General features: G+C 68.2%; 16 protein-coding genes and 1 pseudogene. 6 read left to right on the top strand and 11 right to left on the bottom strand.

The window, feature by feature from the left end:
• Positions 1–14 precede the first annotated feature (14 nt).
• The 4 genes from pglY to ACWCP6_RS28100 all read left to right on the top strand — a co-directional run bounded on the left by pglY (position 15) and on the right by ACWCP6_RS28100 (position 10507).
• Entirely contained in the window at positions 15–3914 is a 3900-nt protein-coding gene (gene pglY / locus ACWCP6_RS28115) for a BREX-2 system ATPase PglY (protein ID WP_450935369.1), read from the top strand.
• Entirely contained in the window at positions 3914–6832 is a 2919-nt protein-coding gene (gene pglZ / locus ACWCP6_RS28110) for a BREX-2 system phosphatase PglZ (protein ID WP_450935368.1), read from the top strand. The genes pglY and pglZ overlap by 1 nt, the downstream gene beginning before the upstream one ends.
• Positions 6833–6953: 121 nt before the next feature.
• Positions 6954–8306: a BREX system ATP-binding protein BrxD gene (gene brxD / locus ACWCP6_RS28105; protein WP_360965128.1), complete on the top strand. Its 1353-nt coding sequence runs from the start codon at positions 6954–6956 to the stop codon at positions 8304–8306.
• A gap of 53 nt (positions 8307–8359) precedes the next feature.
• Positions 8360–10507: a DEAD/DEAH box helicase gene (locus ACWCP6_RS28100; RefSeq protein ID WP_450935367.1), complete on the top strand. Its 2148-nt coding sequence runs from the start codon at positions 8360–8362 to the stop codon at positions 10505–10507.
• 1309 nt (positions 10508–11816) lie between these two features.
• Here ACWCP6_RS28100 and ACWCP6_RS28095 read toward each other — a convergent pair.
• From ACWCP6_RS28095 to ACWCP6_RS28080, 4 genes are all read right to left on the bottom strand, one after another.
• Positions 11817–12803 (bottom strand): phosphotransferase family protein, encoded by a 987-nt coding sequence (locus tag ACWCP6_RS28095; RefSeq protein ID WP_450935366.1) that lies wholly within the window; start codon positions 12801–12803, stop codon positions 11817–11819.
• Between the two features lie 86 nt (positions 12804–12889).
• A complete protein-coding gene (locus ACWCP6_RS28090) occupies positions 12890–13192 on the bottom strand; it encodes a helix-turn-helix domain-containing protein (protein WP_450935365.1) in 303 nt (100 codons plus the stop codon).
• A gap of 425 nt (positions 13193–13617) precedes the next feature.
• Positions 13618–14172 carry a flavoprotein gene (locus tag ACWCP6_RS28085; protein ID WP_450935364.1) on the bottom strand — a complete coding sequence of 185 codons (555 nt, stop codon included), beginning with the start codon at positions 14170–14172 and terminating at the stop codon, positions 13618–13620.
• 5 nt (positions 14173–14177) lie between these two features.
• Entirely contained in the window at positions 14178–15410 is a 1233-nt protein-coding gene (locus ACWCP6_RS28080; RefSeq protein ID WP_450935363.1) for a helix-turn-helix domain-containing protein, read from the bottom strand.
• Between the two features lie 332 nt (positions 15411–15742).
• Between ACWCP6_RS28080 and ACWCP6_RS28075 the strand changes: the two are divergent.
• Positions 15743–16536 (top strand): annotated as a pseudogene (locus tag ACWCP6_RS28075) (GNAT family N-acetyltransferase).
• Positions 16537–16763: 227 nt separating this feature from the next.
• On the opposite strand, the gene valS reads toward ACWCP6_RS28075, so the two are convergent.
• Positions 16764–19337 carry a valine--tRNA ligase gene (gene valS / locus ACWCP6_RS28070; protein ID WP_450935362.1) on the bottom strand — a complete coding sequence of 858 codons (2574 nt, stop codon included), beginning with the start codon at positions 19335–19337 and terminating at the stop codon, positions 16764–16766.
• Positions 19338–19623: 286 nt separating this feature from the next.
• On the opposite strand from valS, the gene ACWCP6_RS28065 reads away from it, so the two are divergent.
• A complete protein-coding gene (locus tag ACWCP6_RS28065; RefSeq protein ID WP_450935361.1) occupies positions 19624–20397 on the top strand; it encodes a thioesterase II family protein in 774 nt (257 codons plus the stop codon).
• Between the two features lie 94 nt (positions 20398–20491).
• Here ACWCP6_RS28065 and ACWCP6_RS28060 read toward each other — a convergent pair whose 3' ends face one another.
• The 6 genes from ACWCP6_RS28060 to ACWCP6_RS28035 form a co-directional block, all read right to left on the bottom strand.
• Positions 20492–21472 carry a GNAT family N-acetyltransferase gene (locus tag ACWCP6_RS28060; protein WP_450935360.1) on the bottom strand — a complete coding sequence of 327 codons (981 nt, stop codon included), beginning with the start codon at positions 21470–21472 and terminating at the stop codon, positions 20492–20494.
• Positions 21473–21576: 104 nt separating this feature from the next.
• Positions 21577–21798: a ferredoxin gene (locus ACWCP6_RS28055; RefSeq protein ID WP_450935359.1), complete on the bottom strand. Its 222-nt coding sequence runs from the start codon at positions 21796–21798 to the stop codon at positions 21577–21579.
• 3 nt (positions 21799–21801) lie between these two features.
• The gene (locus ACWCP6_RS28050) at positions 21802–22998 is read right to left on the bottom strand and encodes a cytochrome P450 (RefSeq protein ID WP_450935358.1); all 1197 of its coding nucleotides are present in this window, start codon (positions 22996–22998) and stop codon (positions 21802–21804) included.
• A gap of 99 nt (positions 22999–23097) precedes the next feature.
• Positions 23098–24759, bottom strand: a complete 1662-nt coding sequence (locus ACWCP6_RS28045; RefSeq protein ID WP_450935357.1) for an NAD(P)/FAD-dependent oxidoreductase — start codon at positions 24757–24759, stop codon at positions 23098–23100.
• Positions 24760–24762: 3 nt separating this feature from the next.
• Positions 24763–25449, bottom strand: coding sequence for a class I SAM-dependent methyltransferase (locus ACWCP6_RS28040; protein ID WP_450935356.1), 687 nt, complete (start codon positions 25447–25449; stop codon positions 24763–24765).
• Between the two features lie 48 nt (positions 25450–25497).
• On the bottom strand, positions 25498–26657 hold a 1160-nt coding region (locus tag ACWCP6_RS28035; RefSeq protein WP_450935355.1), incomplete at its 5' end, for an alpha/beta fold hydrolase.

Raw genomic sequence — 26657 nt, 5'->3', positions numbered from 1 at the left:
GGAGCAGACACACCATGGCGTTCATGAACAGGAACAATCCTCGTCCCGAGGACCGGCCGCTGCTTCGGGAGTTGATCGACATCCCGGAGTCGGTGTCCACCTCCGACTTCGTGTTGAAGCTGAACGAAGCGGTCACGCCCGAGGGGGCCGAGGCTGCGCTGAAGGACTACGTCGTCACCGACCGGCTGCTCGGCAACTTCGACGAGGCCCTCGACCTGATCAAGTCGGCGCTGGACAGCCGCTCCTCGAAGGCTGCCTATCTACACGGCTCGTTCGGCTCCGGTAAGTCGCACTTCATGGCGGTGCTCTACGCGCTGCTGTCACGTAACCAGGCCGCCCGGGCGCGCCGCGACCTCGACCCGGTGCGGGCCCGGCACGCCTGGCTGGATGCGGACGACCGCAAGTTCCTGCTGGTGCCGTACCACATGCTGGGCTCCAAGTCGCTGGAGCAGCGTGTACTCGGCAAGTACGTGGAGCACGTACGGAAACTCCACCCCGACTGCCCGCTGCCGCAGGTCTACCGGACCGACGGGCTCTTCGAGGACTTCGCCGAGCAGCGTCGCCGCAACGGCGACGAGCGGGTGATCGAGCAGCTCGCCGATGCTGGCGACGGCCAGGAGGACGAGTGGGGTGACTCCTTCGCCTGGACCACTGAGCTGCTGGACCAGGCGGTGAACGCGCCGGAGGAGCATGAGAACACCAAGGACCTCGACCTGGAGAACCCCTCCACGCCACGGGAACTGCGGGCCCGTCTCGTGCAGGACCTCACCCAGACCCTGTTCCCATCGTTCTCACGCAACGCCTCCGAAGATGCCGACGGGTTCGTCTCGCTGGACAAGGGGCTCGGCATCATCGCCGCGCACGCCAAGTCCCTCGGCTACGACGGTCTCGTCCTCTTCATGGACGAGCTGATCCTGTGGCTGGCCTCCCGCATCCACGACCAGAAGTTCGTCTCCCGCGAAGCCGACAAGATCACGAACTTTGTGGAGGGCGGCGACGAACGGCGCGCCATCCCGGTGGTGTCATTCATCGCCCGCCAGCGCGACCTGCGTGAGCTGGTCGGCGAAGAGATGTCGGGGGCCGCCGAGGCCGCCGTCCAGGACAGTCTGAAGCTCAGCGGTGGGCGGTTCGACAAGATCGTCCTGGAGGACCGCAACCTCCCACAGATCGCGCAGGCCCGCCTACTCAGGCCCACCAGCCCGGAGGCCGAGGCGAAGGTGGAGGCGGCGTTCGCCGAGGCCAAGAGGCTCGGCCCGGATGTCTGGGACACCCTGCTCGGCCACGACAAGTCCACCACCGGCGCGGACGAGGGCGCGTTCAGGCGGACGTACCCGTTCCCGCCGGCGTTCATGGACACCCTGGTACACATCTCCGCGGCCCTGCAGCGCTCCCGCACTGGTCTGAAGCTGATGAGTCAGCTGCTCGTCGATCACCGCAACGACTGGCGGCTCGGGCAGCTTGTGCCGTTGGGTGATCTGTACCCGGCGATCGCGGGCGGCGGCGACAAGGCGTTCAGCGGGGAGACCAGTGTTCATTTCGAGGCCGCCGACAAGCTGTACCGGGACAAGCTGCGCCCGTACCTGCTGAAGACCAACCAGGTCACGGAGGACCAGGTCGAGGCGTACCGGCGCCGCCCCGAGACCCTCGGCGACGCGCAACTTGCGGCCCGCTGCCGCGATTTCACCGGTGACAGCCGACTGCTGCAGACCCTGCTGCTGTCTGCGCTCGCGCCCAGTGTGCCCGCGCTGGCCGACCTCACCCTGGCACGGCTGCATGCCCTCAACCACGGCTCCATCACTACCCGCATCGCGGGGACCGAGGTCGGCCGGCTCGAGCAGAAGGCGAAGGAGTGGGCGGCGACCTTCCCCGAGATAAAGGTGACCGGTACCGGGCCGGGTGCGGTGGTGCGTCTGGAGCTCACCGGTGTCGACCTGGACGCCGTCCTCGCCAACGCCCAGGTCCACAACAACCAGAACAACCGACGTGCCAAGATGCGCGGCCTGCTCAAGGAGGCGCTCGGCGTCAGCGACGGGCCTGGTGGCTTCGACGCTTACGACGTGCTCAACCTGGTGTGGAAGGGCACCGAACGGCAGGTCGAGGTGGTCTTCGGTAACGTCGCCGATGTCGACTCGCTGCCCGAGGCGACCCTGCGGCCCAGCCAGGAGGACGCCTGGCGGCTTATCGTCGACTTCCCCTATGACGAGGGCGAGTTCGGGCCGATGGACGACCTGCAGCGGCTGCGCGCTCTGCGGGAGAAGCCGGGCGGTGACTCACGCACCCTGGCCTGGCTGCCCACTCATCTGACCGATGCTTCCCGCGGCGACTTCGAGCGCCTCGTCGTCATCGACAAGGCCCTCGCTGACGAGACCCGCTTCGACTCCGACTTCGCGCGCAGCCTCAACGCCGACGACAAAGAGCGCGCCAAGGGCATGCTCCAGTCGCAGCTCCTCGTCCTCACCGAGCGCGTCAGCCAGGCGCTGCGGCAGGCGTACGGGCTCACGCAGAAGCAGGAAGGGGTCGTCGACCTCAGCTTCGACACCCACCTGGTCGCCCAGCAGGACGTGCCCGAGTTGCGGCTTCCGCTTGGCGCGACGTTGGATACCGCCGCCCGCGACCTGGCCGGAAAGCTGCTCGCCCACCAGTACCCCGCCCATCCCGACCTGGACCCGGACGGCACTGGCAGGCCCGTGAAGCCTGCCGAGATCAAGACCGTCTTCGAGTATGTCCGCAAGGCCGCCGAGAACCGTGACGGCCAGACCGAGGTCGACTCCAAGGACCGCAAGACCATGGCGCGGATCGCGGGCGGCCTCGGGCTCGGCGCGATGCGGGAGGCGTACTACCGGCAGTCCACCGCTTGGTCCGACCACTTCAACGACCGAGCCCGCCGGAACGGCACCGCCGAGCCGACCCTGGTCAAGCTCTCCGACTGGAGCGACCTTCCCGAGCCGCGCGGTCTGCCCGAGCCGCTGCGCCGGCTGCTCGCCGCCGCGTACGCGGAGATGACCGACCGGGTATGGGTGCGCGGCGGCGTCCCCATCGAACCCGCGCCCGCACCGCACGAGCTGAAGCCGGACTACGCCCTGCGCGAGCAGCAACTGCCCACGGAGAGCGACTGGACAGAGGCGCGCAAGCGGTTCGAGACCATGCTCGGCGACCAGGCGCCGCAACTGCGGCGCGGCCGGATCGTCAACCAGTTCGCCGCACAGATCAAGCAGGCCGCCGCCTCACTCGGCCAGGACGCCGGACGGCTCGTCGGGGAACTGGAGAAGCACCGCGACTTCCTCCATCTGAACGACGACTCCCCCCGCCTCGTCCTTGCCCGGCGGGCGCAGGAACTGGTCAAGGAGGTAACGGAAGCGGGCATCGAGGCGAAGACCGTCGTGGACCGGCTCGCCCGCTTCCCTCTCGGCGACTTTTCCGCACACCGGTACGGCATGTCGTTGAAGAGCGCCGGGAAGGTCGCCAGCGCGCTGCAGAACACCAGTTGGGACCAGCTGAGCCTGGCTGACACCCTCGGCGTGGACGGCGCGGCCGTCCTGGAGCGGGTGCGGGATGCTGCTGCTGGCGACCCGGGTGATTACCCCGACCTGCCGGGCGTGCTGCACGCCAGCAGCCGGGAAGTGCTGTCCCTGCTGAGGTCTCGCCAGAGCACGACCGAGCGCCCCCAGCCGTCGCCCACTCCGCCGCCGAGCTCCGACAGCGTGGACCTGAACGGCGGCTCCGCCCACCCGCAGGTGCTGCCGGAGCCGCCGCAGCAGCCGGGGCCGCGCACACCGTCCCGGTCCGTGGCCCGCTCCGGCGGCGGGCGGACTACCGCCGCCCGGGCCGCCGCCGAACTGCAGGCGGAGATCGCGGCGCTCGCGGCCGAGCACCCGAACGCCACCGTCGAGGTCACCTGGAAGGTCGTCGACTGATGTCCGACACGGTCACCACAGCCCCCGCGACGGCCGGCCCCGCCCGGCTGTCGGCAGGAACCGTCCGTCAGTACCTCGCCGCCCGCAGTCGGCTCGGTGACGGCACGGTCCGCGTACTGCTGCTGCGGGCCGCTCCCGTCTGGGACGGGCCCGCCGTGCAGCGTACGGCGAGCGGGCTGCAGGCGCGGGTGGTCGTCGCGCCCTCGGTGCTGGCCGTGCACGAGCAGATCCTGGGCCACCTCGACGCGCCGACTCCTCCTGACCCCAAAGTCCTGGTCGTCCTCACCGACCGCGAGGACACCGACCTCGACCCCGGGCTGCTCGCCCGCGTCTACGGCGGAAGGATCCGGTCCGTCGACAATTGGGAGGTCGTGCAGGAGGCGTTCGACGCGCGCGGTCTCGACGGGCGGCTGCGGAGGGAGACCTGGGCGGCGGAAGCGCTCCTTGACGCGGCGGCCAGCCGCGGTTGGCCCTCGCTCGGTAAAGGACTGCTGTCCCGAGACGAAGCCCTCACCCGGCTGGCCCGGCGTCGGCTCCGACTCGGCCGCCGTGACACGGACGCGCTGGGCGGGCCGGCCGCACACGACGACGGGGACCGCATCGACCCCATCACCCTGTTCCGGTGGACCCACATCCCAGGCGGCCCCAACCTCCTGCGCGACCTGCGCGGACCGGAACGGGCCGGCCTGGCCCGCTTCCTCGCCGAACCCGAACAGGCCGGCTCCACCGGAAAGATCATTACCGCCCTGGTAGACGCCGACCACGGGGCGGACGCAGCCGCCTACGCGGTCGTCTGCGCGGCCCTGTGGGGCCACGCGGAGGCCGACCACGACCTGTACCGGGCGCGCGGGCGCGCCGAGCGATGGCTCGGCGACCAGCCCCCCGCCCAGGGCGACGACCTCGACCGACTCCTTACCTCTTTCGGGCAAAGCGGTGAGGCGTACGTCCGCGGCCTCGTCGACCGGGGCGAACACCGGCTCGCCGACCCGGTCCTGAGCAGGGCCGCACAGCTCGTCACACAGTTCGGGGCGCAGACCGCCGCCGCTGCCAGTCCGCTGCTCGCCGCCGGACTCGATGCCCGCTTCACCGCCGCGGGCCGCGCCCTCGCCGACGGCGGTCCCGAGACGGTCACGGCTGCCATCACCGCGCTGGCCGAACACGCCCTGGCCGTCGACGGCGCCACCCAGGCCCGTATCGAACGGGTACGGATGGCAGCGCGGCTGCGGCGGTGGCTGGCGTCACAGCCTGAAGTCGACATCGCCTCGGTGGCAGACGGCGCCGACCGCCAGATCCGCGAACTCGGCTGGGTAGACCGAGCCTTGGAACACCTGGACGCGGGCGGCGACGCAGATGACGTACTCGCCAACGCCTACAGCCGGATCGGCGAGCAGGTGCGCAGCAAACGTCGTGAGCTGGACCGCGCGTTCTCCGAACGGCTCGCGGTGTGGACCGCAGATGGCACCGCCCCCGGCGCCATGCTCACCGTCGAAAGCTTCCTGGACCGGGTCGTCGCGCCCGTCGTGGACTGTCCCGGCCGACGGGTCCTGCTCCTCCTCATCGACGGAATGAGTGCGGCGATCGCAGCCGAACTGGGTGAGGAACTGCACGCACACTGGTCCGAGTTCGACCCGCTGCAGGGCGCGACCGGAGCACCGGTGAGGCGTGCCGTGGCCGCTGCGCTGCCCACCCTCACCACCGTTTCCCGCACCTCGCTGTTCGCCGGCACCCTGATGAAGGGCGACCAGAACGACGAGAAGCGGCTCTTCCCCCAGCACCCGTGCTGGAAGGGGGCCCCTGCGGCTGTCTTCCACAAGGACGATCTGCGCAGCCCCGACACCGGCTCGCCCTTCTCCACCGCCCTGACTGAAGCGCTCGCCGACGAGCGCACCCATGTCGCGGTCGTCCTCAACACCGTCGACGACCGGCTCGCCAAGGAGCAGAAGCTCGGCGACGGCGCTTGGGAGATCAAGGAGATCGGCGGCCTGGAACCGCTGCTGCGGGCCGCCCGCGCCAACGACATGATCGTGCTCCTCACCTCCGACCACGGCCATGTGGTCGAGCGACGCGGCAGCAAGATCGACACGGCCACCGGCGCCATAGGGTCGGCCCGTCACCGCGCCCCCGGCGGACCCGTCGCACCGGCCGAAATTGAGCTGTCCGGACCGCGGGTAGTCTGGCCGGAGCCCGGATCGCGGATCGTCGCGCTGCGGGACCACGACGCGCGGTACACCGCGCTGAAGGCGGGCTACCACGGCGGGGCAACCCTCGCCGAGTTCACCATCCCCCTCCTCGCCCTACTGCCGTTCGGCGCGGAGCCACCTACGGGGTGGCGGGAGCTGGGCGACCTTACGCCCGCATGGTGGGAGCAGGACAACGACGCCACCACCGGACTCGAGGCCGAGACGAGGGCCGGAGCCGATGCCATCGCAGCACCCGAGGCCACCGCTGCACGTCCAAGCCGCAAGCAGGCCAAGAAGTCACCCCCGCCCGTGACAGAGGGCGCTATCAGTCTCTTCGGCGAGGACGAGGTCGCACCCTCCGCACCACAGGAACCTGTCGCCCCTGTAGTGAAGCCCGCGGCTGTACCCGTCTCCGATCAAACAGAGGACCCTGCCACCGCACTGGTGAATCGCCTCATGGCCACCGAGCTGTACCAGGAACAGCTGGCACTGCTCGCCCGTGTGCCACGCGACAAGGCGGTCCTGCCGAAGGCTCTGGCCGCGCTGGTCGAAGCGGGCACCCTGCCCATGACCGCCCTGGCCGAACGCGCCAGCCAGCCCGCCACCCGAGCCCCTGGCCTCGCCGCGACCCTGGCCCAGCTCCTCAACTATGACGGCGCCCAGATCCTGGAAATTCTCCCCGACAACCGCACCCTGCGCCTGCACCGGGGCCAGATGATCGAGCAGTTCGGACTGTGAACCGGGGGTCTGCGGCCATGCCGGGCGGTGCAGTCGGCCCGCCCGGCCGCTCCGAGCACCGGCGCCGCGGTGCACGGCCGGGTGTCCGGCCAGGTGGCCAGCCGGATGGGAGACTATTCGGGTGAACGCGTTTGGATCTTCAGCATCCGGGGCTACCACCCCGGTCAGCGCGGTGCGGCGGCGTGCTGTCGTGGACGCGCTGCGGCGCGGCGCCGTCCCCGAGAGCGGCCTCGACCTGCTCGCCACCGGACTAGACCGCTTCGAGCGGGCCGTCGATGAGGAACTGGACACTGCCGCCGCAGGCGGTTCGGTGTTCAAGGCCGTGCGCGGCGAGTACGGATCCGGCAAGACCTTCTTCACTCGCTGGCTCAGCGAGCGCGCCAAACGGCGCACCTTTGCCGTGGCCGAGGTGCAGGTGTCAGAGACCGAGACCCCACTACACAAGCTGGAGACGGTCTACCGGCGACTCACTGAGCGCCTGGCCACCGCCAGCTTCCCGCCCAGCGCCCTGCGGCCGGTCGTAGACGCCTGGTTCTACGCACTCGAGGAGGATGCACTCGCCGACGGCGCGAGCGAGAGCGAGCTGCCACAGGCCGTGGACCGGCTGCTCACTGCCCGTCTGGCCGAGGTGTCCCGACACGCCCCCGCGTTCGCCACCGCCCTGCGCGGATACAAGCAGTCCCTGGATGCCGGCGACGAGGCCACCGCCGCTGCGGTGATGGCCTGGCTCGGCGGCCAGCCGCACGTCGCCGCAGCCGCCCGGCGCAGTGCAGGCGTCCGCGGTGACCTCGACCACTTCGGTGCCTTCGGCTTCCTTCAGGGCCTGCTCACCGTGCTGAGAGACGCCGGGCACGCCGGCCTCGTCCTCGTCCTGGACGAAGTAGAAACCCTGCAACGGGTCCGCTCCGACGCCCGCGACAAAGCACTCAACGCGCTGCGGCAGCTCATCGACGAGGTCCACTCCGGCCGCTTCCCCGGCCTGTATCTCATCATCACCGGCACGCCCGCCTTCTACGATGGGCAACAGGGCGTACAGCGACTCGCACCGCTCGCCCAGCGCCTCGCCACCGACTTCACCACCGACCCCCGCTTCGACAACCCGCGGGCCGTCCAGATCCGGCTGCCCGGATTCACCGAGGCATCACTGACCGGCCTGGGCGCCACCATCCGCGACCTGTATACCGAAGGCTCCCAGTCCCCCGACAGGATCAAGCAGCTTGCCGACGACGCCTACCTCACCGACCTGGCCCGGGCTGTGGGCGGGGCACTGGGCGGGAAGGTCGGAGTCGCACCACGGCTGTATCTGAAGAAGCTGGTTGGCGACGTACTCGACCGGATCGACCAGTTCCCCGACTTCGACCCGCGCAGGCACTACAAGCTGACCGTGGGCAGCAGTGAGCTCACCGCCACCGAACGGAACTTCGCCGCGCCCGCACCGGCCGCCTCGGCTGACGACCTCGACATCGACCTCTGACGCCCCAGTTCCCGAAGTCCCGAACTCTGACGAACAGCCCTGGAGTTGCAGACGTGCAGGAGCAGCCGCGCGGCACTGACCCGCTGGAGCGCCTTGACCCGGTAGTCCTGCACCACATCGTCAACACGCTCGGGTGGCCCGATCTGCGCCCGCTGCAGAAGGCGTCCGTGCACCCGCTGATGAACGGTGAGGACGCGGTCCTGCTCGCGCCGACGGCGGGCGGGAAGACGGAGGCCGCCACCTTCCCCCTGCTGTCCGCCATGCGAGAGCAGCGCTGGACCGGCACCTCCGTCCTCTACCTGGCCCCGCTCAAGGCGCTCCTGAACAACCTGGTGCACCGGGTCGACAGCTACGCCCAGTGGCTGGGGCGCCGAGCCGCCCTCTGGCACGGCGACACCCCCGAGTCCGTACGCCGTCGCATCCGCACCGAATCCCCCGACTTCCTGCTCACCACACCCGAGTCGCTCGAAGCGATGCTCATCAGCGTCAAGACCGACCACGCACACATGCTGGGCCGGGTGCGTGCCGTCGTCGTCGATGAGGTGCACGCCTTCGCTGGGGACGACCGCGGCTGGCACCTGCTTGCCGTGCTCGAACGCCTGGAACGGCTCGCCGGCCACCGCATCCAGCGCATCGGGCTGTCCGCCACAGTCGGCAACCCCGACACCCTGCTCACCTGGCTCCAGGGCGCACGCCCCGCCGACCGCCCTGGCCGGGTCGTCGCCCCCGGCGTCACTCTGCCCGCCACAACTGGCACCAGCGAACACCCGCGCCCCGCAGGGGAGGTGGAGCTCGACTACGTCGGATCGCTCGCCAACGCCGCCAAGGTGATCTCCGCCCTGCACCGAGGCGAGAAACGGCTCGTCTTCTGCGACTCTCGCAAGCAGGTGGAAGAACTCGGTGCGGCACTGCGCGCCCGCGACGTCACCGTGTTCCTCTCACACGCCTCACTGTCCACCGACGAACGCGCACGCTCTGAGCAGGCATTCGCCGAAGCCCGCGACTGCGTCATCGTGTCCACCTCCACCCTGGAACTCGGCATCGACGTCGGCGACCTCGACCGTGTCATCCAGATCGACTCACCCAGCACAGTGGCCTCGTTCCTGCAGCGCATCGGCCGCACCGGGCGTCGCGCCGGCACATCCCGCAACTGCCTGTTCCTCGCCACCCGACCCGACAACCTGCTCCAAGCCGCCGGCCTGCTCACTCTGTGGGCCCGTGGCTGGGTGGAACCCGTCACCCCGCCCCCCTCACCCCGCCATCTCGTCGCTCAGCAGCTCCTCGCCGTCACCCTGCAGGAACACCGCGTCGGCGACCGGTTGTGGCCCGAGCAGTGGAACGGCCTGGCTCCCTTCGACCAGTCTGCCGCGCCCCTCCTGTCGCACCTGGTCGCGGAAGGCTTCCTCGACAGCGACGGCGGCATGCTGTTCATCGGCTCCGAAGCCGAGAAGCTCTTCGGCCGCCGGCACTTCATGGAGCTGACCGCCTCCTTCACCGCACCCCCCGAGTTCACGGTGCTCGCTGGACGCAGCGAGATCGGCACCACCGACCCCACCGTCCTCACCGAAGAACGACCGGGCCCGCGCCGCCTGCTGCTGGCCGGCCGCAGCTGGCAGGTCACGTTCATCGACTGGGCCCGACGCCGTGCCTTCGTGGAACCCGTCGAGGACGGCGGCATCGCCAAATGGCAGGGCAGCGAAGCCCGCGGCCTGTCCTACGTCCTCACCCGCGCCATGCGCGACGTCCTGCTCGGCACCGACCCCGACGTCCGCCTCACCCGCCGCGCCGTCGCGGCCCTCGCCGAACTCCGCATGGACCGCGCACCCCACGAAGTACACCCGGCGGGCACCCTGCTGGTCCACGACGCGGACGCCACCCGCTGGTGGACGTGGGCCGGCTACCGCGCCAACGCCACCCTCGCCGCCTCCCTCGGCAACCTCGCCGACCCCGTCCAGCGCCCCACCGACACCCATGTCCGGCTCCGCCAGGACCTCTCCCCCACCGACTGGAAAACCGCCCGCACCGAACTCCCCGACTCCCTCACCCTGCCCACCGTCGACCCGCGGGCCGTCCGCGGCCTGAAGTTCTCGGCGGCCCTTCCGCCCCGCATCGCCACCACCACCCTCGCCGAACGCCTCGCTGACTTCGACGGCGCCCTCGCCGCGGCCCGCGAGCCCGTACGGATGGAGTGGGGCAACTGAATAACCCGGCACATGGGCGATCTACTGCCGTTGCAGTTCTTCCCCCTAGCCGATCTGCTACTGGTCTCCGTCAGGAGACGGTCGCAACTCGCTCGGCTCATAGCTGAGTTGATGGCGCGGGCACTGCTGCCGTTCATACGGTAGATCGTGATGCTCGACAGGAACTGCTGCTTGATGTCCAGGATGCGTTGCCGCTCCTTCTCTTCAATCCCGCTGATCCACACCTCAATGTGTTCCGGCAGCTTGAAGGCCAGACGATAAGCGCCCTCGTCTTCTCGCGGGGAAAGCGTCCACTCAGCAGTTGCGCCTTGCCCCGACCGACGCAGCCGCACAGCGTGGTCGGGGCACTGTTCAGCGTAGGAGAGGAACTGCTCCTGATCCTCGGCGACCAACGGCAGGACGAACGGGGCCGCAGGGAAGCCCAGCAACAGCTCAGCCGCAGCGTGCTGTTCCAGGGTGTCGACAAACTGGGCAAGGATCACAGAGGCAGCAGCCTTGAACTGCTCGGCGTTGGTATCGACCGGCAGCGGCGGCACCCCGGTCGGCCATGTATCGAGAGCCTCGCGGAGCACCTTGCGCATCCACGCCACAGGGAAGCTGGCGACGGCATGGGCGTTCTGCGCCGAATAAAGGCTGGCCGCAGCGATCCGGATCGCCTTGCGCAGCCATGTGAAGGACTCCCCGGACAAGTCCACCAACGAGATCTGGTGGGCGAGGGCATACTGCTGGGCGCTCTGAGTGAACCCGTTGGCGGAAAAGAGCGCGTAGGTGTACTGGTAGCGCCGCCGGGGCCGGGTACCAGCATGACTCATGAAGTTTTCGTTGACGTCGTGCAGGACGCCGTGCGCATTGCGCACGACCTCCAGTTCGCACGGGGTCGAGTAGTGCTTGGCTTCCAGGAACAACCGCACGGGGAGGGAGAATGCGGGGGTGAAAGCGAACTCACCAAGCACGTCCACCTGATGGACCGCGCCACGGCCACGGACACGCAGAGCGCCACCCGATCCAATGAGTTCGGCATCGTCCTGTCGATAGTCGACGAGCAGACGGTAGCCGCTGTGCCGGAGCAACCAGGCCAGGGCCTCCTCGAGCAAGTACCCCCGCAACGCGGACCTCTTTGCCATGCCCTTGCCCCACCCCTGCCGTTCACCGAACTTGCCAGATGTGATTTTCTCACCCTCTCCTGGACCCCACCGGACCTATCCCGTATCCACCGCCACTTGCACACCGGATTGCCGCGGCCGTGCGAGCGCATGGCGTGCGAGTCTCCGCGACGAACCCCATCCGCGCTCAGCTCTCCAGATCCCCGTCATAGATGCCACCCACGCCTTTCGGCCAGCCACCGCAGCGTGACCTCGCCACACCAGGTCTGGTGCTGGCGAATGTGTGGAGACCAGTCCGCCGGCGGGTGCGCCCCCGAGACTAGAAAGAAGCCGGACAGAGCGGCGAGCGCAGCATCGAGCTGGTCGTCATCCACTTCGCGGGCTGTGGGGTGAGCCTGGAAGATCGCGGTCGCATCGTGGCCGTCGGCGTACGCGGAAGCCAACAGGAGCACCAGGTCGAACCAGCTGGCCCCCAGACAGGGCCAGTTCCAGTCACAGATCCACGCGCTGCCGTGCGCGTCGAGGAGGACGTTGTCCTGGCGCAGGTCGTGGTGCAGGACGGCGGTCCCGGCCACCGCCGACCGCCATGCCGATTCCAGCTCGGCTAGCGGATCCAGCATGTCGAAGGGCACCCAACCGGAGAGGGAAAGTGTCGGGCCGGGGGCCCCGGAGGCCAGGGTGCGCCAGTCGTCGAAGTCGCCACCGTCGCCGACCGGCTTCAGTCCAACCTGCTCAAGCTCCCCGGACGGCGTTGCGAGTGCCTCGGCGGTGACCGCGTACGCAGCAAGGGTGGCGTTGAGGTCGTTGGCCTTCCAGGGGGCGGCGGGCATGTGGCCGCCTTCGACCGCGTCGAAGGCGAGCACGAGCCACCCCTCGCACTCGTCCATCCACTGGATGCGGGGTGCTGGCACGGTTGGCGGTAGCGCCTTGTTGATCACGGCCTCTCGTTGGTAGCAGTCGGCCACCACGGTATTGTTCCGGACGTCGACGGCTTTGACGAACTGGGAGCGGTGGGCGCTTCGGACCACGGCTGCGTACCCGCTGGTGAAGCCGCCTCCGGCGCTCTCCTCGGCGTGTGCGGCACCACCGAGGTGGCGTTCAATGAGGTCGCGGACGGGTCGAGGAAGCTGGGACCAGCGAGGGCGTGCGGCCGTGGAACTGTACTGAAGTCGGGGAGTGAGGATCTTCGGCATGCAGCCAGGGTGAGGGAACGCTCGCCTGTACGCGACAGGTTTCGTGACGCCGTCCCTGCCCCGGCTCGGCGAGGAACACGGCGAGGTCAGGATCGTGAGATAGCTGTCGGAGCGGAGCCCGTGGGCGGATGGTACATGCTGGGCCGCAGCATTGGTCCCGTGAGCTCAGGTGGAGCTTGCAGGCCATCCAGCAGTTGGATGATCTTATCGATGTTGGTCAGCTTGCGGGCTCCGGACTCGAGCATCGATAGGAAGGACTGGCTCAGGTCGGTGAGTGCGGCTACGTCTTCTTGTCGGACTTCGCCGTACTGTCTGATCAACTGGCACATGCGCCCGAATTCGCGGTTAATCAAGGCTTCCCGGACATCAGGTAACTGCCAGATGTCCATGGGAATGCTGCGCTCGGGCGGCCGGTTGTCGCGGCTGCAACTGGAGCACACCTCGTCCTTGTTGTATCGGCTCAGACGGCATTGGCAGAGGCTGCAGAGCCGGGTACCACTGGTCAGCGCAGGAGTGCTACTCGCGGCGCTCGTGACGATGTGCTCCGTGCCCAACGGCGTGAGGGCTACTCCTGGCGAGCATCGAGACGAGTGGTCGCTGCTGCCGCCTACCCCTTCCGCGCGCGAGTTCGGGCAGCCGTTCGGCCTGTAGCCTCGGGGCCTCGTGCCGGGGAGCGTCGCGCTTAATGCCTGATCGGGCATCCGTTCCCTCCGGTGGTCGGTCATGCCCTCAGACTGGTGCCAGTCAAGGCAAAGGGCCCGGACAGACTGTCCGGGTCCAGTTCCTCACGCTTGCAGTCATTTTGAGGGGAATATCACGAGACGGCCCTTCTGGCCTGGTCCAGTACGGCTTCCCAGGGGTATCGGCGACCTGGCATTCCAGCCCTCGGCTCAGCGAGTGGCCATACTTCGTCTCCGTAGATCAACCTCACCCCTGAGTCGTGAAGGGCTTTGATATGTCTCTCCCACGCGGGGTGCCGGGCGTGGGCGGCATTCACCCGGGGCCAGACGACTACCGGCAGGTTCAGTGTCCCGATGGCTTCGTTGACCTGTGTCAATGCCTGGCTGTCTGAGATCCCCAGGGCGAGCTTGGCGACGGTGTTGGCGCTCGCCGGGGCGACGACGAAGCAGTCCACTGGCGGATGGGGCCGGGAGTCGCCCGGCAGGCGTGGTTCAGACCGGACAGGGAGGCCGGTCAGCCCTTCGAGCTCTGCGGTCTCCCCGCTCGCGCGGAGCCACTGACCTGCGGTTGGCGTGAGCGTGACCGCGACCGTCCAGCCCTGTTCGAGCGCGGGGACCACGAGCCCTGTACGCAGTTCCTCGATCCCGCCGGCGCTCGATCCGACGACGCCCAGCACCTTGCCTTGCATCGAATTCACTGCACCGCCCTGCATCGCTGGGCCATGGCCAGCAGCTCGGACGAGTGGCTGCCGCCCGTGACCGGGGACTGTTTCCTCAAATCGCGAAGGGTCTCGCGTACACGTGGATTGTTCCGCACGAGCTGCGGCGAAGTGCGTTCGGCCTCCCGCAGTTCGCCGAAGGAGTCGTCGACGCGTCCTCTGAGGGACAGGGCGCGGGCGTAGTCGATGCGATGGGAGACGGCGCGTTCCGCCGGCATGTGGGAGACGTCGATGCCGCCGTGCTCGACGACGTACGGGATGTTCTCCAGGTCCAGCTCGATCGACAGGCGGTGCAGCTCGACGTTGGTCGGACCGAAGCAGGTCTGCCAGTGGTTCTCATCGGAGCCGAGCTGATCGGCAAGCCGATTTGCTTTATCCAGCAGGGAGTGGGCGGTGGGGCGATCCTGGTGACGGGCGGCGGCCACAGCGGCTCGCAGATGAATCATGCCCAGAAGGCTCAAAGCTGCCGGATCGTCGTCACGCACCTGCCTGGCGAGCCAGGCAGCGGCGGTATTGCCGAGTTCGAGGGCGTCCTCGTAGCGCCCGTTGGCCAGCAGCGCGTGCGTACCGGATCGGGCGGCCGAGACGAGTGACAGCGGGTCCTCGGATTCGTCGGCGGCACGCATGGCGCGCTCGGCCGCGAGCCAGGACAGGTCGGACTCGCCGACCTTGGCGAGTGTGGTTGCCGCCAGGTGATGTGTACGAGCCGAGACGGCGAGACCGCGTCTCCGCTGATCACCAGGCGGAAGGTCTTCCAGCTCCTGGGCGGTCCTGAGCAGACCGGGCAGGGCGGCGATGACATCCCCAAGAACGCCGGCCTGGTAGTCGCCCCAGCTGCGTTCGACGAAGACCCGCACGAGGTCCGGCTGAGGCAACTGCCGCTCCGCCGTACGACCGAACAGCAGCTTGGACAGACGCCGAGGGCTCATCAGCGCATCGCGGACGGCCGGCACGTCGTCCATGTGCTTCTCCCCGTCCTCCATCAGGACGGGCTGACCCATCAAGTCGCCCAGCGGGACCCGCAGTACACGAGCGAGCTCGGCGAGCTTGTCGATCCTCGGCGGCTTGCGCACACCTCGCTCGATCTTCGACAGCCAGTCGGTGCTGTGCCCCACGAGCCCGGCGAGCACAGGCTGCGTATAGCCCCGGCGCTCACGGTAGAACGCGATCCGCTCTCCGACGCTGAGCTGATCCCCAAGACCACGCATGCGCGCTGCCTCCCCGACGGTTGGTCCGTCATCCACGTTAGCGGCCGATCAGGCCCTCGAGATCAGGGAGCGATTCGGGCTGCCGTGCCGTGCTCAACATCCGCTATCGGGCCTAGAACGGGCCGGACACTCTGTCCGGCTACACCAACGAGTCCACGAGGAGCCAGACCGTTGCACGTCCGCGGACAGGTACCTGCACGACAGCCAGGCGACGGACCTGAAGCCCGAGTAGTTGGTGGAGTCATTGGGGAGGCGGTGTCCTGACCGCCCCCGTCGCCTCGCCCCGTCGGAAAACCACGGGCGCAGTCCGTGAACACGCGGGAACGTGAGGCATGCGCCCGGACGACTGGCACCTCACCGATGACGTCGACAGCTTCATAGCCCGCGCATGAGACTTCCTGCACTCGCGCCCAGCCCTGCACACCATCCCCCTGACAGTGACCGAGGCGCTGCGCACGCGCGGACCGCACGCATACGGCGCCGAAGCCCCGCCTTCGGCATGCTGGAGAGAGCGGGTGAGATCCGCGCAACCTACTTCCGAACCCCGCCCCGCCGCCTGAATCTCACCCTCTCACTCCAGAGGAGACCGACACCCTCGCCGCCCATCTGGCCAGCCTTGGCCACGCCCTCCCTGGCGTCAGTGCAGACCACGAAACCGCCACCGCCTTCGCCGAGGCTTGGCAGCGGCACACCGGCGCGACGCCGACGCTCCGCGAGCAGCAGCGCCTGTACCGCCTCGGCACGCTGACCCCGCCAGAGCCGTATCCGGGGCCGAATCGCTGGCGAACAGGACCGCGATCAACTCATTTGCCATTACGGAGAGTTCGTCGCGGACATCGGAGGAACTGCCTCCGCGGAGGCCAGCTCCTGGGCCGACACGCGCATCACCCACGGACGAGTCACGTTCGGGGAGACCCCGGACGGCGCCCCCGTCTCCATGGCGGGCACGACCCCGATGGCCGCCGGCCAGATCAGAGTGGCCCCCGTCTACACCCCGGCCCTCCTGCGCGGCCGCGGCTACGCGGGCGCCGCGACGGTCGAGGTCAGCCGGGCGGCACTGGCTGCGGGTGCGGCGGAGGTGCTGCTGTTCGCGGACCTGGCCAACTCCACCAGCAACGGCCTGTAGCAGCGGATCGGGTACCCGCCCCGTGACGGACTTCGCGGTGTACAACTTCAAGGAAGCTCGCGCTCGCTGGCGGCATTGCATCCGGTAAGCAAAAGCCTCAGGTCACGGCGAGTGAGTCCTGAGGCTTCTACAGGGCCGCCTTCGGGATTCGAACCCGAGAGCGACGCATTACGAGATCACCAGTGATCGTGACGCGTGGTGCCGTCCCGTGCCGCATATACGGCTTCTTACGGCAGCTCCACCTCGACCGTCAGCTCGGCGGCGTCGTCGTCGGCCCGGAGTTCAAGCTCGGACACATTGCCGGCCGCCTTGATGTCCGAGCTCAACAGCGCGATGCTCTCCAGCACCTCGGCGGGCGCCTGGACCACGACCCGGGCGACTTCCGCGCGCATCGACAGCTTCGCGGTGGACTTGGCCTTGCGGACGACGGCGATCGCCGAAGCGGCGACGTCGGCCAGCTCCGGCCGCCCGTCGGCGGCACCCGCCGAAAGCTCCTCGAGCGACGGCCACGCGGCCAGGTGCACCGTGGAGTCATGGGTCCACGACCAGGTCTCCTCCGTGGTGTAGGGGAGCACGGGCGCAAACATCCGGGTCACGATGTCGAGTGCGGTGCGCAGCGTGGCCCGGGCCGACTCTGCGCCCTCCTCGCTGCCCTTGCCGTAGGCGCGCTCCTTGACCAGCTCGACGTAGTTGTCGCAGAAGAACCAGAAGAAACGCTCGATGCCGTCCAGCGCCGAGGTGTAGTCGAACCCCTCGAGCGCGGCCGTCGCCTCGCTCACGGTCCCGGCCAGCTTCGCCAGCAACGCCTTGTCCAGCGGATCTGTGGTCTCCGCTCCGGCATCTGGGGCAGGCAGCGAGAGCACGAACTTGCTAGCGTTGAGCAGCTTCACCGCGAGCCGCCGGCCGATCTTCATCTGCTGCGGGTCGAAGGCGGTGTCGGTCCCCGGACGGCCGCTCGCCGCCCAGTAGCGGACCGCGTCCGCGCCGTACTCGTCCAGCAGATGCCCGGGTGTGACCACGTTCCCCTGAGACTTGGACATCTTCTTGCGGTCCGGGTCGAGGATCCAGCCGGAGAGCGCGGCGTGCTTCCACGGGGTGGTGCCGGCTTCCAGGTGGGACCGGACCACGGTCGTGAACAGCCACGTGCGGATGATGTCGTGCGCCTGGGGGCGCAGATCCATCGGGAAGACCTGCGCGAACAGCTCCTGGTCGGAGAGCCAGCCGCAGGCCAGCTGGGGGCTCAGCGAGGAGGTCGCCCAGGTGTCCATGACATCCGGTTCGCCCATGAAGCCGTTGGGCTTGCCCCGCTGGTCCTCCGTGAAGCCGGGCGGACAGTCGCTGGACGGGTCGACCGGAAGCATCGACTCGTCGGGGACGATCGGCTCGCGGTAGTCCGGCTGGCCCTCCTCGTCCAGTGCGTACCAGAGCGGGAACGGCACCCCGAAGAAGCGCTGACGGCTGATCAGCCAGTCGATGTTGAGACCCTGGACCCAGTCGTTGTAACGGGACTGCATATGCGACGGGTGCCACTGGATCTCATCGCCACGGGCGAGGAGGGCGTCGCGGTGCTCGACGGTCCTGATGAACCACTGCCGACTGCTGACGATCTCCAGGGGCTTGTCGCCCTTCTCGAAGAACTTGACCGCACGCGTCGTCGGACGGGGGTCGTCGATCAGACTGCCGTCGGCCCGCAGCTCCTCAACGAGGATCTCCCGGGCGGTGTGCACCGTCTTGCCCACGATCTTGTCGTAGATCGCCTGCGCCCGCTCGGCGTCCTCGCTCGGCAGGGTCTCGAAGTCCAGCGCGAGCAGCCTGCCGTTGCGGCCGATGACCGTACGGGTCGGAAGCTGGAACTCGCGCCACCACATCACGTCGGTCATGTCGCCGAAGGTGCAGATCATCGCGATGCCGCTGCCCTTCTCGGGGTCGGCGGCCCGGTGGGCGACCACCGGAACCCGGACACCGAACAGCGGCGAGACGACCTCCTTGCCGAAGAGCGGCTGGTACCGCTCGTCGTCGGGATGCGCGACCAGCGCCACGCAGGCCGGAAGCAGCTCGGGCCGGGTCGTCTCGATGAAGACGTCCTCGGATCCGTGCTTGAACGTCACCCGGTGGTACGCCCCCGAGGCATCCTTCTCGATCACCTCGGCGTTGGCGACCGCCGTCTGGAACGACACGTCCCACATCGTGGGCGCCTCGGACTGGTACGCGTCACCGCGCTGGAGCAGGTTCAGGAACGCCGCCTGCGAGACCCGCTGGGCCTCCTTGCCGATGGTCGTATACGTCATCGACCAGTCGACCGAGAGCCCCAGCTTGCGCCAGAGCTCCTCGAAGACAAGCTCGTCCTCGGTGGTGAGCTTCTCGCACAGCTCGACGAAGTTCTGCCGCGAGATGCTGATCGCGGGGGCCTTCTTGTCCTTGCCCGTCCGCTCGGCGACGGGCGTCGGCGCCGTGAAGTCCGGGTCGTACGGCAGCGACGGGTCGCAGCGCACCCCGTAGTAGTTCTGCACCCGGCGCTCGGTCGGCAGACCGTTGTCGTCCCAGCCCATGGGGTAGAAGACATGCTTGCCGCGCATCCGCTGAAAACGGGCGACGATATCGGTGTGGGTGTAGCTGAAGACATGCCCCACGTGGAGGGAGCCGCTGACCGTGGGCGGCGGAGTGTCAATCGAGAATACGGCGTCACGACTGCCCGGCCGACCGAAGCGGTATACGTCGGCGTCGCTCCAGAACTGCGACCACTTCGATTCCAGCTCGTCGAGCGAGGGCTTCTCCGGAAGCGGAGACCCATAGCGCGTCACGCCGACACACCCTTCCCAGTCATTCCCGCACCTTGAGACCGGCCGGACGGCGAACCCCGCCGGCGGCGACTTCGGCACGGATCCTCAGCGATATCAATGAGTCGCTACTCGACCCCGTGCTTAGTGTAGGGCCCCGGGCACAAGTCCCTAGCCGCGCAACGGACTCGACGCGGCCTCGATCTTCGAACGGCCACGACGGCGGCTTCCGCCCTGACATGACGATGAAGGAGAGACCTTGGCTGGAGCACTCGGGCCGGCGGCCGGGCAGGCCCGACCCCGCACAGCTGTGACCGCCACCGCCGACCAGTGGATAACCACCGGCGTGACCGGTACCGCAACTGACGCGGGCATCCGGTTGTTCTGTTTGGCCCACGCGGGCGGCGGCACATCCCTGTTCCGCCCCTGGCGAGCGCTCGGCCCCGGAATCGATGTCCACCCAGTTCTCCTGCCGGGGCGCGAGTCCCGCCTTCACGAGCCGCCGGTCCACCGCATCGAGCAGCTCATCGAACCTCTCTACGATGCCATCAGCGGGTACCTCGATCGGCCCTACGCGTTCTTCGGGCACAGCATGGGCGCGATCGTCGCCTACGAAATGGCCCGCCGGTTCAGCGGCGGGCCGTTCGGGGATCCCCTGTGCCTCATGGTGTCGGGCCGTTGCGCCCCTCACCTGCAATCCACACGCCCGCAATTCTCGGCCCTGTCGGACCCGGAGTTCGTCGACGCGCTGCGCGACCTCAACGGCACACCCACCGAGATCTTCGACGAGCCGGAGTTGCTGGAGCTGTTCCTTCCCGCTCTGCGAGCGGACTTCGAGCTCAACGAGCTCTACCGGCCGTTGCCCGGCCCTGTGCTGTCCTGCCCGGTCACCGCCTACGTGGGTGCTGACGATCCCAAGGTGAACAGGGCCGAGCTGGCCCACTGGCACGAGACCACCGCGGGTCCGTTCACCTTGCGGGCCTTCGACGGCGACCACTTCTATCTCAAGGGCGGCCGTTCGGACGTCCTGCGCGCCATTGAGGACGATCTCAGGCGCTGTGGCGCCCCACGACGCGAGGCCTGACCGACGGCGAGGCCCGCGCCAGGCCCAGCCGGCTGCGCGGGCCGGGCCTGGCCAGGAGCAGATGGTCCGACGGAACCCCGACGCCTCCGTGGCGTCAGACGGTGGTGCCGGCGTCGTCCGACATGCTGCGGGCCATGCTCCAGTAACCGATGGTCCGCACCATTCCCATGGCGCGGTTCAGGCGCATGACGGGCTCGTTGGTTTCGTCACTGAGTGCCGTGACAACCTGAGCACCGGCGCGTCGGGCCTCGGCCAGCTGGGCGGCCTTCACCGCTTTCCCGACCCCGCGTTTGCGGTGGTCGGGGTCCACACCCGTGAAGATCGTGTGCCAGACCGACCCACCGGCCTCCGGAGCCAGCACCGACAGTCCGCAGGGGATCCTCTCCTCGCCATCGGCCAGCTCGGCCAGCTCGGCCAGGAAGATCATCGCTCCGCGCGGAATGGCCTGCAGGACAGAGCCCATGTCGACGCTCGCCCCTGTGCCGAACGGGACGGGAAAGCCGATGAGGCACCGGCTCGCGACTGCGGTCAGCAGCTCCGTCTCCGTCTCCACGTCGACCCGGCGCATGCGCACCACGGGCCCGTCGGCCACGTTCGCGAGCCGGCTCCGGAGTTCCTCCTCCCGCTCGGGGACGTCGATCTTCCAGCCGACGCTGTGGTTCGTCACCGCGAGGCCGTACCGCTCGGCGAACCGCCGCCCGCGCGGGAGATCGTCGCGCAGTGCGCACGTAATCGCCCTGAAGCCGGAGCCGTCACCGAGCGCCGCGGCGATCTCGCCGGCGAGTACGGTCCCGATGCCCTGTCCGCGCTCGGCCTCCGTGACCACCACCCGGACCGACGCGGTGCCGGGGAGACTGGGCACCACGGTGAGCGCTGCCGCACCGATGACGGCGCCGCCCCGGTCCGCCACCAGCGCGTGGTTGACGTGATCGGGTCCCTCGGCGGTCAGCAGCTTGCGCAGCTGGATGCGGTTGTCGTAGGCGCTGGAGGTTGTGAGCAGCTCCACGGCGTCATCGACGTCCGCGGACTCCAGTGCTCGTACCACTACGCCCGGGATCGAGCGGTGTTCGGTCAACGGGGTACTCCTGATCGCGTGTAGGTGGGCATGCTGAAGGCCGGCCGCGTGATGGTGGCGGGGGCGGCCAAGCCCAGGATTCTTCATCGGGATGGGTGACCCGCTCATGACCAGGGGCGCGGACCGATGACCGCCCCACGCTCGCTGACGCTGATCGCCATCGCCGGGCAGGTGTCCGCGGCGTCGAGCAGGGCCTCGTCCGGCTCTACGCCGCCGGTCACGGGCCGGGCGTGTGCTCCGTCCAGCGTGAATCGGTCCGAGGCGAGGGCCACGCACACACCCGAGCCGATACAGACGTCCGGGTCCACCTCGACGTTCCACGTCACGGGTCACCAGCCAACGGGCATGATCCGGGGTGCACGAACGACCGTCGGGGTCTTCCAGACGACCTCACCTGCCATCGTCAGGCCGGGCAGCTTGGCGAGCAGGGCGCGCAGCGCCTCCTGCAGTTCAAGCCGGCTGAGCCCGGCGCCGGGGCAGTGGTGCACACCGTGACCGAAGCCGACGTGCTGCCGGTTCTCCCGGTCGAACACGAGCGCCTCCGGGGCGTCGAACTGGAGCACGTCACGGTTGGCGGCGCTGACCGAGACGAGCACGGGCTCACCGGCACGCACCAGGACTCCGCCGACCTCGACGTCCTCCTTGGCGTAACGGGGAAAACTTCCCCCCGCGGCGAGGAGCGGAACGAACCGGTTCAGCTCCTCCACGGCGTCGGGTATCAGCTCGGGATCCTTCCGCAGCTGCTCACAGTTCTCCGGGCGCTCCAGGAGCACATGGACGAAGTTGGAGATCTGACTCGCGGCGTTCTCGTGTCCGGAAGTGAGGATCCCGGTCGACACCTCGGCCAGTTCGAGGTCCGACAGCTGGGCGGTCGCGTTGCTGATCTCGATCAAACGAGACGCCATGTTGTCGGTGGACGTCTTGCGATGCTCCTCGATAAGCCCCCGCATGTACTCCCGCATCCGCATGCGGACGCCGCCGAACTCCTCGACGGTCAGCGGGCTCGTCGACAGCCATGCATCGCTCCAGGACCGGACCATGGGGCGGTCGGCTTCCGGCACACCGAGCAGCTCGCACATCACGGTGAAGGGCAACGGCATGGAGAAGCCCTCGACCAGATCCGCCGGTTGCCCGTCGGCGACCATGTCGTCGATCAGTCGCTCCGCAATCTCCCGCACCCGCGGCCGCAGCTCCTGGGCCCTGCGCGGGGTGAGTGCCTTGGCGACCAGGGCGCGCAGATAGGTGTGCTCCGGTGGGTCCATGCTCAGGATGCCGACGAGGTTGTTGTCCGGTGTCAGCCGTGGCGCGTCCTTCACCGCGGCCATCGCCCGGCTGAAACGCGCGTCTCCCATCACGAACCGGGCGTCGGCGTACCGCGTCACCAGCCAGGTCGGCTCGCCGTACGGCAGCTGGACGGGAATCAGGCCATCCGCCTCTCGCGCGGCCGCATACGCCTCGCTCAGGGCCAGGCCGTCGTCGCCTTCGAACGGGTAGGCCACAGGTTCGTCGTGGACGGGAAGGGTCATGGGCAAAGCTCCACGGTTCGGTTCGTCAGACAGCTGGATCGAGCAGAGCGCCTTCGGCGCCCCATTCACGTACTCGCGTCATTCGGCTGTGGGGTGAACTCACCCGGCGACGCCCTTGTACATCTCCTCCAGCGGCTGGTGACCGTCCCAGTCAGGGTTGAATACCGCCTTGAACCTCTCCTCGCTCCAGGACCCGCCTGAAACCTCGATGAGCCGTTGCACGAGGGTGCGGCAGAAGATTTCATAGCTCCGCTCGTCCGCCGGGCCCTCCAGCGTCCAGTCCCTCGGCTCGTACACCTTCGGCATCAAGGTCTCGTCCTGGTCGAACTCGGCCGAGTCGAGGAACACGCCCTCGTTGTTCGTGTAGTACTTCTCGTCGCGATCGATCAGCTCGACGAACTCTTCGGTGAGGCGGTCCGCCGAGCTCAGCAGCCGGGCCAGCTTTCCGCCCATCACCGTTGCGTCGCAGGGGCAGTCGGTGCCGTGGGTCCGGGAGAACTTGAGCAGGATCCGGTGGTCTTCGAGCGCGTCCGGGACAATGCGGTTGTAGTAGACCCGGGTGCGAAGGGCCAGCCAGGCTGCCCAGGCGTCGAAAGAGCCGCGAGAGATGTAGTGGCCGAACGTGTTGAGGAGCTTCTCGTAACGGCTACGGACCCGGATGTCGAAGTGGTGCACGAAGGCCAGCAGCTCAGCCGTCCTTCCTTCCCGGTCGGACGTGATGAACTCACCGATGAGCTTGTTGTTCTCGGTGAAAAGCCATGAGGAAGTGGCGAACATGGGATCGAGGACCGTCGCCGCATTGCCTGTCAGGAACCACCGGTCCTCCGAGAACTGCTGCTTGGCGAGGCGTGCGAGCCTCTCGCGCGTGCCGAAACTGCGAAGCATCGGGTCCGGCCCGAGGACGTCACGCAGGGCACGGTGCTCGCGAAGGAATGCCAGCAGTTCGTCGCCCGACCCGACAGCGGGCTCCGTGTGACGCCTGTCGAAGACGACACCGATGCTGTACTGCGACTCGGAGAGCGGCAGCAGCCAGATCCAGTAGCCGCGGTACATGAAGTACGTCATCGACGACGCCCGGCCCCAGTGCGGAACGCGATGGCGCCAGTCGCTGTCACCGAGTTCGTCGAGGGACAGGCATCCGTCGAAGCGGGCCCACGAAGCCGCGATCGGATTGCGGTCCTCCTCGGGTACCAGGTCGAGCATGCGGGCGAGAGGGGAGGCCTCGCCTGCCGCGTCCACGAGCCACTTGCAGCGGATGACGCCTGCAGTGGTGCGCACGAGGTGCCCGTTCTCACGGTCGAGCGTGATCGCCTCGGCCGGTGACTCACCAGGACCGCAGTTCAGCACGGCGGTCCCGAGCAGAACCCTGACACCGCTTTCACGGTTCAGCTCACAGAGGTCGCGCTCCACCGCGGGCCGGTCGATCAGATAGGTGGGGATCGGATGGGGCCGCCTGCCACCGATCTCGGACATGCGCTCGATCGACAGGTCCTTCTCGGGCGAATCGAAGAAGAAGCGCATACCCGAACTGACATAGTGGTTCTTGCGCAGGTAAGGACCTATTCGGAGAATGCGATTGGCATAGTTGGTGAACTCCTCACCAGACGATTCATCGAGGCCTGGCGGGAACTCCCTCTCCTTCTCGACCACCACGATGTCCAAATCAGGCTGCTCCAAACGCAGCTGTCGGGCCAGCGTACCCCCGGCCAACCCGGCACCGATGATCAGAACGTCACACGACAGATCTGCATCGCGATTCATCTCTTACTCTCCGTCCATCGAGCGCGGCGCCCTTCTCGGCTTACGCGCGCTGAAAAGTGCCACTGATCCCACGCGCTGAACTTCTACTTCCTCGAACCGGTCCCGCAGAGCCCGCTCCAGGCCGTGCGTCGTATCCGAAGAATTATGGAAGTGCCCGCGTTCGTTGTAGGCCTTGAGCAGCCACCTGGCGATCGCGTTGTGCCGGCCGTCGTGCACGACCGTTGCACCGAAGAGCACACCGTCCTGGTTCATGAGCGGCGCGAGGTGATCGAATACGACGCTCTTCTCGGCGATGGACCCCGGGAGGCAGTGGAGAAGATAGTTCATGCCAATGGAATCAAATTTCGCCAGACCATCTGGTATCGGCTCCAGCACGTTGTAGCGATGGATTTCCGGCGCGTGTCTCCTGGCAGCACCGGCCGCGTAGTCCAGGCTGTTCTCATTGACGTCCATGAGGCCGAGCCGGGGGTTTGCGGTGGGGTACCGGCAGTTCGCGACATAGTACCCAGTACCCACGCCGACATCGAGGTGGTTTCCGGAGACATGCTCGTCGTACATCCGGAGCAGGCGAGGAGTCGAGCATCGCCAGCCGAGCCGGTTACTGAAGCCGAGAACAAAGAATCTGTAGTAGTTGAGCCCCCAGCGCGTATACGCCTGCTGTCCCTCTTGCACTTCTTTGGTCAATTCCATGGCAAACCTCCCGATCCAAACCGAAATTCATTCACAGCAACGCCTCCGTCAACTCTCCGCGTCGACCGACGGAAGGCGACCGGATACGACCCGGGAAATCGCCTCCACGTTCTCCGGTGCCAGCATCGTCACGTGGTTACCGGGCACGCGATGCGTGGCGAGTCCGCCGAGGGCGAGCGGCTCCCACGCAGTGTCCGGGCGCGGGGGGTCGATGCCCGCACGGCGCTCTTCGGCGAGGAAGTACAGGATCGAGCCTTCGTAGGGGCGGGGTCGGTAGGCCCGGAGCGCCTCCATGTTGGCCTGATAGACGTCGATGACTCGTCGGGCAAAGGAGGCGTCCGGATCTCCGGAGCCGAACGCGGCCATGTCCACTTCCTCGCGGTCCGGTGGCATCTGGCCGGGTCCGGGAGAGTCGAAGACGGCCAGCAGGTGCACGGTCTCACCAGCGGCTCGCAGCCGTTGCGCCATTTCCAGGGCGACGAGGCCTCCGAAGGACGCTCCGCCCAGCGCGTAGGGACCGGTGGGCTGCTGTGTACGAAGTCCATCGAGATAGTGCGAGGCCATCGCCTCGATGCTCCGCAGGGGTACCGCCGTACCGTCGAGACCCCGTGCCTGGAAGCCGTACACCGCCTGCTCGGCAGGGAGCAGGCGTGCCAGTTCGCGGTAGAAGAAGACGCTTCCCCCGACGGGGTGCACGAGGAACAGCGGCACGCCGTCCCCGACTCCCCGCTTGAGCAGCACGACTGCGGACTCCCCCGCATCGGTCGCCGGCGTCCGCTCCACGTCCACGAGGAGGGCGAGCTGCGCCGCCGTCGAGGCGTCGAGCACGGCGTGGCTGGACAGCCGGACCCCCAGGCGGGCCTCGGACCGCGCCACGATCCGCATCGCGAGCAGGGAGTTCCCTCCGAGTTCGAAGAAGTTGTCGTGGACACCGATCGGGTGGACACCCAGGGTCTCTTCGAGCTCGGCCACGACCAGCTCCTCGGTCTTCGACCGCGGTGGAACGTACGTGCTGCTCAGGACCGGGCGGGCGTAGCCCATCGACACCGGGGCCGCCACCGCCGCCGTCTCGGTCGGCGTCGGGGACGGACCGGCGGTGGGACGTCCGGGCGCCTCGATCCAGTAACGCTTGGTGTCGAAGGCGTACGTGGGCAGGGGTACGCGGCGTGGTGTGCGGTGTTCGTGGAGTGCGGCCCAGTTCACCGAGG

This window comes from Streptomyces sp. NPDC002004 (assembly GCF_053593975.1).
This window is presented reverse-complemented; position numbering and strand designations above follow the sequence as displayed.

Excerpts from the sequence above, each read along its gene's own strand:
- pglY (WP_450935369.1), top strand. The coding sequence starts at position 15 with ATGGCGTTCATGAACAGGAACAATCCTCGTCCCGAGGACCGGCCGCTG.
- pglZ (WP_450935368.1), top strand. The coding sequence starts at position 3,914 with ATGTCCGACACGGTCACCACAGCCCCCGCGACGGCCGGCCCCGCCCGG.
- ACWCP6_RS28095 (WP_450935366.1), bottom strand. The coding sequence starts at position 12,803 with ATGCCGAAGATCCTCACTCCCCGACTTCAGTACAGTTCCACGGCCGCA.
- ACWCP6_RS28090 (WP_450935365.1), bottom strand. The coding sequence starts at position 13,192 with ATGGACATCTGGCAGTTACCTGATGTCCGGGAAGCCTTGATTAACCGC.
- ACWCP6_RS28085 (WP_450935364.1), bottom strand. The coding sequence starts at position 14,172 with ATGCAAGGCAAGGTGCTGGGCGTCGTCGGATCGAGCGCCGGCGGGATC.
- ACWCP6_RS28080 (WP_450935363.1), bottom strand. The coding sequence starts at position 15,410 with ATGCGTGGTCTTGGGGATCAGCTCAGCGTCGGAGAGCGGATCGCGTTC.
- ACWCP6_RS28050 (WP_450935358.1), bottom strand. The coding sequence starts at position 22,998 with ATGACCCTTCCCGTCCACGACGAACCTGTGGCCTACCCGTTCGAAGGC.
- ACWCP6_RS28045 (WP_450935357.1), bottom strand. The coding sequence starts at position 24,759 with ATGAATCGCGATGCAGATCTGTCGTGTGACGTTCTGATCATCGGTGCC.
- ACWCP6_RS28040 (WP_450935356.1), bottom strand. The coding sequence starts at position 25,449 with ATGGAATTGACCAAAGAAGTGCAAGAGGGACAGCAGGCGTATACGCGC.